Origin of the sequence: Xanthomonas sp. SHU 199 (assembly GCF_000364665.1) — a bacterium.
GTDB lineage: Bacteria > Pseudomonadota > Gammaproteobacteria > Xanthomonadales > Xanthomonadaceae > Xanthomonas_A > Xanthomonas_A sontii.
Map to the genome: position 1 here is coordinate 1 of NZ_AQOI01000070.1, position 7,950 is coordinate 7,950.

The 7,950-nt window shown below is 64.3% G+C and carries 6 protein-coding genes; 4 read left to right on the forward strand and 2 right to left on the reverse strand.

The window, feature by feature from the left end:
* The 4 genes from D183_RS26270 to D183_RS0103590 all read left to right on the forward strand — a co-directional run.
* On the forward strand, nucleotides 1–910 hold a 910-nt coding region (locus tag D183_RS26270), incomplete at its 5' end, for an RHS repeat-associated core domain-containing protein (protein ID WP_106405165.1).
* 33 nt (nucleotides 911–943) lie between these two features.
* Entirely contained in the window at nucleotides 944–1,345 is a 402-nt protein-coding gene (locus tag D183_RS27310) for a hypothetical protein (protein ID WP_157835167.1), read from the forward strand.
* A gap of 316 nt (nucleotides 1,346–1,661) precedes the next feature.
* Nucleotides 1,662–3,731 carry a S46 family peptidase gene (locus D183_RS0103585; RefSeq protein ID WP_017907791.1) on the forward strand — a complete coding sequence of 690 codons (2,070 nt, stop codon included), beginning with the start codon at nucleotides 1,662–1,664 and terminating at the stop codon, nucleotides 3,729–3,731.
* Nucleotides 3,732–4,105: 374 nt separating this feature from the next.
* Entirely contained in the window at nucleotides 4,106–4,720 is a 615-nt protein-coding gene (locus D183_RS0103590; protein WP_017907792.1) for a DNA-3-methyladenine glycosylase, read from the forward strand.
* Between the two features lie 240 nt (nucleotides 4,721–4,960).
* On the opposite strand, the gene D183_RS0103595 is transcribed toward D183_RS0103590, so the two are convergent.
* Together D183_RS0103595 and D183_RS0103600 are read right to left on the reverse strand one after the other, a co-directional pair.
* Entirely contained in the window at nucleotides 4,961–5,455 is a 495-nt protein-coding gene (locus tag D183_RS0103595; RefSeq protein WP_017907793.1) for a gluconokinase, read from the reverse strand.
* Nucleotides 5,456–5,721: 266 nt separating this feature from the next.
* On the reverse strand, nucleotides 5,722–7,950 hold a 2,229-nt coding region (locus tag D183_RS0103600), incomplete at its 5' end, for an AAA family ATPase (protein ID WP_017907794.1).

Sequence of the window (7,950 nt, forward strand, 5' to 3'; positions counted from 1 at the left end):
CAACTCGCAAGGACGAGTGATGTCAAATTTCCAGGGGATTCATGCGGTCCTGCACCTGATGGCTGCAGTCGCCCTTTCGTTGCTTGTCGCGTTCGGTGCCTCCGCGCAGACGGTCCGCTATATCCATACAGATGGGTTAGGTTCTGTTGTGCTCATTACGGATGAGCATCGCAACACCGTTGAGCGTAGTGAGTATGAACCATATGGATATCTTTTAAATCGCCCCATTACGAATAGTCCTGGTTATACTGGGCACGTAATGGACGCTGCAACTGGCCTGACGTACATGCAGCAACGGTACTTTGATGCACAAGTTGGATCTTTTTTGTCTGTAGATCCTGTGCTGGCGATTAGAAGCCCTGTCGAAAACTTTAATCGCTACAGATATGCCAACGGAAATCCTTATAAGTTTATCGATGTGGATGGCCGTAATGCAGCAGAGCAAGAGCCAGAGCCTGTAAAGAACCTTGATCCGATTACAGTGGTTGCTAAGCGAGACTTGTCTTCCCAAGCTTCATACTCCGCAATACTCACATTTGCTCCAGTGAGAGCTGTAGCTGTGATTCCAGAGGCAATAGAAATATTTCCTTGGTTATCAAGTACCGTTGGTGCGGGAGTGATGGGGCCTTTTCTATTTTTCATGTCTCCTGACCCTTGTGGAGCCGCGGCTTGCGGAGAAATACCTGGTTACTGGTCAAAAATGTCGGACGTTCCTTCAGTTGGCCCACCAGGTGAATGGATAGATGGTCGGCGGAGATCGCGGTTGTATGGGCCTGACGGTAGACCTAAGGTAGATATTGATAACCCTCATCAGGGAGCACCTTATCCACATGTTCATGAGTGGGAAAATGGTGAAAGAGAGCATCCAGGGCGTGAAATTCCAGATTTACCTCCTCCACCAGTGGAATAACGCAACGATAAATTTAATCCGAGACAACTAAATATGAAATATTTCGACGAATTAATTGAATCAAAAATAGTAAAAATCAATGCAAGTAACGAAACAAAAAAAATAGAAATTGAAATAACTAAAAACAACGGCAAATTGCGTTATCTTATATCGGCAACTGGCGTCTATGATGTGCTAATAGAAGGATTTAGGTTAAACAATATTATCGAAATTTTACTTGACCATTCAAAAATGGATAACGCCAATGCATTGTCTAAATTGCAGTTGATGATGGTGGGCGAAGAAAACTATGTGAAGGGTAGATTTCCTCATGTTGATGAAAAATCTAAGGAGATTCAAAATGGAGTTCTTCAGTTTTGGGAGATTCAGCCGATTTATGGTGCTTCCGTTCTAATCGCATCAAAACAGATTTCTCTCCATTTAATTGATGGTTAAATAAACTCATTTTTGTTGGCAGATTAAGGGGTGGCGAAGTTGGGTTTAATTATTCAATAGCAGGCATCTGTATATAGGGTCGTAGGAAGTGAAATGACCGTGCGCTCGCTTTTTTCGGGAGCATTCTGGATATTTTTTGTTAAAGATCACCTCCATTGATGGATGAATTGGCGTCTTGGTTGCCGCGATCGCATCGGCCGGCTAAGGTCGTGGCTACGTTCTTTGTCTCGACTTCAGCATGCCCTTGCCCAATTCCCTTGCCGCCTCTCTCACCCTAAGCCTCGCCCTTACCGCCACCGCCCATGCCGACGAGGGCATGTGGATGCCATCGCAGATGCCGGAACTGGCCAAGCAGCGGCATGAGGCAGGCTTCCAGGGCGATCCGCAGACGCTGGCCGAGGTGACGCAGCCGCCGTTGAGCGCGGTGGTGAAGGTCGGGGGCGGGACCGGGGCGTTCGTGTCCGGGGACGGGTTGTTGTTGACCAATCACCATGTCGCCTACGGGGTGATCCAGTACAACACCTCGGCCAACGAGAACCTGATCGAGAACGGGTTCATCGCGCGGGATCGCGCCGACGAGCGCGCGGCCAATCCGGATTTCCGGGTGCTGGTGACGGTGGGCTTCGACAAGGTCACCGATCAGGTGCTGGGGCCGGCCAAGGGCAAGACCGGGCGCGCCTACTACGATGCGGTGGATGCGGCGAGCAAGCGCATCGTCGCCGACTGCGAGCGCGAGGCCGGGGTGCGCTGCAGCGTGGCCAACATGTATTACGGCGCCGATTTCTACCGGATCCGCCAGCTGGAACTGCGCGACGTGCGCCTGGTCTACGCGCCGCCGCGGGCGATCGGCAACTACGGCGACGAGATCGACAACTTCATGTGGCCGCGGCACAGCGGCGATTTCACCTTGCTGCGCGCCTACGTGGGCAAGGACGGCAAGCCGGCGGACTATAGCGTCGATAATGTGCCCTATCAGCCACCGGCGCATCTGCAGATCGCCACCGATGGGCCGAAGGCCGGGGATTTCGCGATGCTGGCTGGTTACCCCGGCATCACCTACCGGCATCGCACGGCGGCGGAGTTTGCCGAGCAGGTGGAGGCGACGCTGCCGCAGCGGGTCGCGGTGCTGGACCAGTTGATTGAGGTGATCGAGGCGGCGGGCAAGGCCGATGCGGAGGCGCGCACGCGTTACGCGTCGCAGCTGCAATCGCTGAAGAACAACCGCAAGCGGGCGGCCGGCGAACTGGAAGGGCTGCAGCGCAGCGATGCGGTGCGGCTGCGTGCGGAGGACGAGCGCGGCATGCTTGCGTCGACCCACGGTAGCGATGCGCGCGATATCGCGGCATTGCAGAAGATACTTGGCCAGGCGTCGGCGTTGCGCGAGCGCGATCTGCTGTTGGGCTTGATCGCCACGCAAACCCAGGCGCTGCGCTCGGCATTGACCCTGGAGCGGCTGCGGCTGGAGGCCGCCAAGCCCGACGATCGGCGCGAGAGCGGCTATCAGCAGCGCGACCTGGCGCTGATCGAGGGCATGCTCAAACAGGTGCAACGGCGCTATTCGCCGGCCGTCGAGAAGGCGCTGCTGACCACGCTGCTGACACGCTATCAGCAGTTGCCGGATGCGCAGCGGGTGCCGGAGTTCGATGCGGCGTTCGGGCGGACCGCGGCGCAATTGCAGGCGGCGCTGGACAAGGCCTACGCCGGCACGGCGCTGGGCACCGAGGCCGAGCGCCTGTCGCGCTTTGCCGCGGCGCGCGAGGGTAAGGCGCCTGCGGCTGATCCGTTGCTGACGCTGGCCGCCGCGCTGGTGCCGGCGCAGCTGCGGCTGGACGACGAGCGTAAGGCGCGCGAGGGCGAGCAGTTGCGGCTGCGCCCGGCCTACATGCGTGCGCTGTTCGCCTGGCGCAAGCAGCAGGGCCGAGCGGTGTATCCGGATGCCAACAGCACGCTGCGGATCAGCTATGGCCGCGTCGAGCCGCTGGCGCCGCGCGATGCGGTCAGCTTCGCGCCGCTGACCACGGTGGCCGGCATCGTCGAGAAGAACACCGGCAGGGAGCCGTTCGATGCGCCCAAGCCGCTGCTGGCGGCGATCGCCAGGGGCGACTTCGGTAGCACGGTCGATCTGCAGTCGAAGACGCAGCCGGTGAACTTCCTGACCAACCTGGACACCACCGGCGGCAACTCCGGCTCGCCGGTGCTCAATGCGCGCGGCGAGCTGATCGGGTTGAACTTCGACAGCAACTGGGAGGCGGTCAGCGCGAGTTGGTGGTACGACCCGCGCTACAAGCGCGCGATCCATGTGGACATGCGCTATCTCCGCTGGTTGATGGCCAAGGTGTATCCGGCGCCGCAATTGCTGAAAGAGTTGAACGTTCCGCAGGAGTGAGTGGGACAGGTAGGGGATGCGGGCGTCGTTTGGTGCTGCTTCGAGCAGAAAAGGGCAGGGCATGTGATGTGCCCTGTGCCCTGATGCGGCTGCGGCATGGCTTGGTCGCCATCACAGCGATGAACATGCTCTGTACCCGCGCTGATGCCTCGATACAGGACCGCCACCGCTCACCGCGATGCGCTGCCGCGATCGGGGGACCAGGACAATGATCCTGGTCCTGGAGACTCCATGCGTCGGGACTGAAGTCCCTCCCACAAGCGACAGCATGCGCTGCGGTTGGCGAGATGACGTGTTCGATTGAGACCGTGGAGATGCGGATGCACCGGTGGTGACTCACGACGCGACCTCGCTGCAGGGCTTAGACTGATCGCATGGAGTTGCTTGTCGCCAAGCCCTTGCCGCGTGCGTTCTATGCGCGCGATGCCCGCGTGGTGGCGCCGGAGCTGTTGAACAAGCTGCTCATCGCTGCCGACGGTCGTTGCGGTCGCATCGTCGAGGTGGAGGCCTACTGCGGTGTAGAGGATCCGGCGGCGCATTCGTTCCGCGGCATGACGCCGCGCACGCGGGTGATGTTCGGCCCGCCCGGACATCTATACGTGTACTTCATCTACGGCATGCATTGGGCGCTCAATGCGGTATGCGGTGGTGCGCCGGGGCATGCGGTGCTGATCCGCGCCTTGGCGCCTGTGGCCGGGATCGAGGCGATGCAGTCGGCACGCGGTGCCGTGCGCGCCGCCGATCTCACCCGTGGGCCTGGGCGCCTGGCCAAGGCGCTGGGTGTTACGGGTGCGGACAACGGGCTGGACCTGACGACGCGGCGGTCACGCTTGTGGCTGGGGCAGGACGGGACGCCCCCGCCTGCCGCGCCAGTCGTCACCACACGGATCGGCATCAGCAAGGCGATGGACGCGCCGTGGCGCTGGCATGTGCCCGACGAGCCGAACGTGTCGCGCTTCGTGGTGGGGCGGGTGAGGCGGCGTGGGTAGCGTGGCGCTTGTAGGCATCGTCGCACTACACACTGCAAGAAGGTCGGTGCCTTGTCCGCCGTCACGAGTGAAAGGCCGCAATGCGGTGGTGACGGAAGGCGCTTTGGCTCGGAGACGAACGCATTTCCTCAGGGACCTTCGCTTCGTTCGTCGCGGCTGACGCCGTTCCTACGGTGGGCAAACTGCGTCACCACCGCCACAAACGGACGCATGGCTGAGGGTATGCCGACAAGGCACACGCTAGGCGATCGCGGCGCTCGCATCCAGTTGCGCGATGGCATCGCCCACAACCGTGGCGAACGGCGCGTCCACGTCCACCGAGATCACGTCTGCCTCGTCCAGCGGCAGTTCCAGCGTGTCGAGCTGGCTTTGCAGCAGGGCCGGTGGCATGAAGTGGCCGTGGCGCGCGGCCAGGCGCTCGGCGATGACATGCGCGGCCGCGTGCAGGAACACGAAGCGCATCGGCACGCCGGTGTCCCGTAGCTGCTGCCGGTGCGCCTTGCGCAGGCCGGAGAAGGCCAGCACGACGCTCTGCCTGGCATCGACCGATGCGCGCAGGCGCTGCGCCAGCGCCGCGACCCATGGCGCGCGCTGCGCGTCGCTGAGCGGGATGCCGTGCGCCATCTGCGCCTTGGCTGCGGCGCTGTGGAAGTCGTCGGCGTCGAGGAAGGTGAGTCCGTAGTGGGCCGCCAGTGCCTGGGCGACACTGGTCTTGCCGCTGCCGGACACGCCCATCACGACGATGGCTTCGGCGCGTGGCGGCGGGGATGAGGGGGGGTGAGTCACGTGCTTCGGTCCCGTGGGGTCGCCCGCATGATGCCAGCGTGGGCGTTGTGTGGACGTCAGCGCTTCTGTACTGGGTCTTGCGCTGTTGTTGAAATGTGCGCCGTGGCAACTGGGTTCTGTGTGGATCCTGGCGTCGGGGCTGAAGCCCCTCCCACAGGGACTCCAGCCGGCACTCCTGGTTCCGCACCCCGTGCTTGCCTCTTCCCGCGAGATGTTTACATCGTCGCGTTCGCCGTCTCGACCAGATCGTCCCACTGCAGTCGCGTGCCGGACGCATCGTCGCTGTGCTGCAAGGTGCGGCGAACGGCGCGACGCATGGCGCGGCTGATCCAGTTGTGCAGGTCGCGGCCGGATTGGCCGTCGCTGCGCTCGGCGATCCAGGCCGCCGCGGCGTCGGCGTCGAGGTCCAGCGGTTTGCCGCGCAGCAGGCGCGCGACGATGGCGACGCGCGCCGCGTGGTCGGGCAGGGCGATGACGATCTGTCGATCCAGCCGCGACAGCAATGCCGGGTCGATCGCGGCGGCATGGTTGCTGGCGGCCAGCAGGAACACCTGGCCCGCGTGGCTGGCGACGCCGTCCAGTTCCTGCAGCAGCTGGCCGACGATCTCGCGGGTGAAGGCGTCGTCGCCGTCGGCACCGCGCGCCGGCGCGACGATGTCCAATTCGTCGACGAACACGATGCACGGCGCCTGCGCCCGCGCGCGCTCGAACGCCGCCTGCACGCGCTGGCCGGACTGACCGAGGTAGCCGGCCTTGAGGTCGGCGCTGCTCAGGGCGATGAAGGCCAGCCCGGACTGGCTGGCGAGGATGCGTGCGACCTGGGTCTTGCCGGTGCCCGGCGGGCCGATCATCAAGATGCCGCGCGGCACCGGCACGCCGAGCGAGGCCAGGGTCTCGGCATTGCGCAATTCCTTGCCCAGGCCGACGAACTCCTCGACGGTGGCGGCCGGCAGCACGATGTCGTCCCAGCCGAGCGTGGCGACGGCAGTGGAGCCTTTGCCGCGCAGCGCGCGCAGGTGCGCGAGCAGGGTGGCGTTGTCCAGCGTGCCGTCCACGCACTCGGCTGCGACCCGGGCGACCAGCGTGTGCAGGTCGCGGCCGGAGAGGCCGGTGCTGTCGGCGATCACCTGCGCGTCCGGCTCCAGCGCAAAACCGGCCCGCTGCAGCTCGGCGCCGAGGATGCGTGCGCGCGCCGCGGCGTCGGGCAGGCCGATGGCGATGCTTGCGGTGAAGCGCGACAGGATCGCGTCGTCCAGCAGCGCCGGGTGGTTGGTCGCGCCGATCACCAGCACCTGGCCGTGCGCGGCATGGAAGCCGTCCCATTCGGCGAGAAAGGTCTGCACCAGTTCCGCACCGAAGCTGTCGCTGTCGGCGCCGCCGCGGCGCGCGAACACGCTCTCGCATTCGTCGATGAACAGGATCGCCGGCGCGTGCGCGCGGCAGCGCTGCCAGATCGCCTGCACCTTGGGGCCGGTGTGGCCGACGTGCGCAGCCTTCAGGTCGGCCACGCCCAGCGCCTCGAAATGGCAGCCGGCGTTGCGCGCGAGCTTGCGCGCGATCAGGGTCTTGCCGGTGCCCGGCGGCCCGTGCAGGAGCATGCCCTTCGGCGCCGGCTGGCGCCCGGACACGAACAGGTCCACCAGCTTCAGGATCTGGTCGAGCGTGGCGTCGGGCAGCGCGACGTCGGCCCAGTGCCGTTGCACCGCATCCAGGCTCTGCAGCCGCTGCAGCAGCGCGCGTTGCTGGCCGCGCGCGACCTCCCAGGCCTGCACGTGGTCGTGCAGCGCGGCGATCGGTGCGACATCGACGGCGGCGTCTTCGGCCAGTGCCAGCGCCAGCGATTGCAGCGACGGCGGAGCGTCGGCGGCCAGATTGGCGTCGAGGAGGATCAGGGCCGCTGCATGGCGGGCATCGGGCAGCACGATCAGCGCCTGCAGGCGCGGGTCCTCGCTGCCGTCGTGCAAGGCCAGCAGCCGCGCAGCGGACAGGTCGCCCTGCGTGGCGGGAATGGACCAGCGCCCGTGCAGGGCGCGCTGCGGCCAGGGCGCACGGGTCACCGGATAGGTCGTCCCTGCATCGCGCGAGCCAGCATCGGCCACTTGCACCAGCGCCAGCGGCAGGCGTACGAACGCCTGCAGTGCGCGCCGCTCGGCGTGGCTGTGGTGCCAGGCCAGCAACTGCGCACCGGCGACGACCAGCAGACCGTACGCCAGCAACGAGGGCAGCAGGCTTTGCAGCAGCAGACCGCCATCGCCGTGCAGGCCGACCTGGCGCCACCAGACGAGGAAGCTGCGCGTCTCGCCCAGCCAGTGTGCGCTGGTCCACGGCAGGACCAGCACCAGCATGCCGATCAAGGCCGCGCGCCAGCGCCAATCCGGCAGCAGCGGCCGCAGCAGCAGCGCCGGTCCCCAGGCGCGGCGGCGCTCGCGCCGTGCCGCCGCCCG

What these genes read in the sequence shown, in the direction of transcription:
- D183_RS27310 (WP_157835167.1), top strand. Translation starts at nt 944, where the DNA reads ATGAAATATTTCGACGAATTAATTGAATCAAAAATAGTAAAAATCAAT.
- D183_RS0103585 (WP_017907791.1), top strand. Translation starts at nt 1,662, where the DNA reads ATGTGGATGCCATCGCAGATGCCGGAACTGGCCAAGCAGCGGCATGAG.
- D183_RS0103590 (WP_017907792.1), top strand. Translation starts at nt 4,106, where the DNA reads ATGGAGTTGCTTGTCGCCAAGCCCTTGCCGCGTGCGTTCTATGCGCGC.
- D183_RS0103595 (WP_017907793.1), bottom strand. Translation starts at nt 5,455, where the DNA reads ATGGGCGTGTCCGGCAGCGGCAAGACCAGTGTCGCCCAGGCACTGGCG.